This is a genomic window from Bacillus sp. REN3, from assembly GCF_017912555.1.
GTDB lineage: Bacteria > Bacillota > Bacilli > Bacillales > Cytobacillaceae > Mesobacillus.
Genome location: NZ_JAERSD010000096.1, coordinates 1 through 218 on the forward strand (window position 1 = coordinate 1; position 218 = coordinate 218).

A 218-nucleotide genomic window follows, 5' to 3' on the forward strand; every position below is an offset into this window, starting at 1 on the left:
CTCCGCAGGTAGGATTCGAACCTACGACCGCTCGGTTAACAGCCGAGTGCTCTACCACTGAGCTACTGCGGAATAATTGGATATTTCCTAAACTCTATGCAGTTGATTCGATCCTCATCCCGGAAGATGAAAAAACACATATTGCCCGGCGGCGTCCTACTCTCACAGGGGGAAACCCCCAACTACCATCGGCGCTGAGAAGCTTAACTTCCGTGTTC

The 218-nt window shown here is 51.4% G+C and carries 1 tRNA gene and 1 rRNA gene; both read right to left on the minus strand.

The window, feature by feature from the left end:
• Positions 1 to 72 (minus strand) — tRNA-Asn (locus JJQ88_RS21120).
• 71 nt (positions 73 to 143) lie between these two features.
• Positions 144 to 218 (minus strand): 5S ribosomal RNA (gene rrf / locus JJQ88_RS21960); the annotation flags it as partial.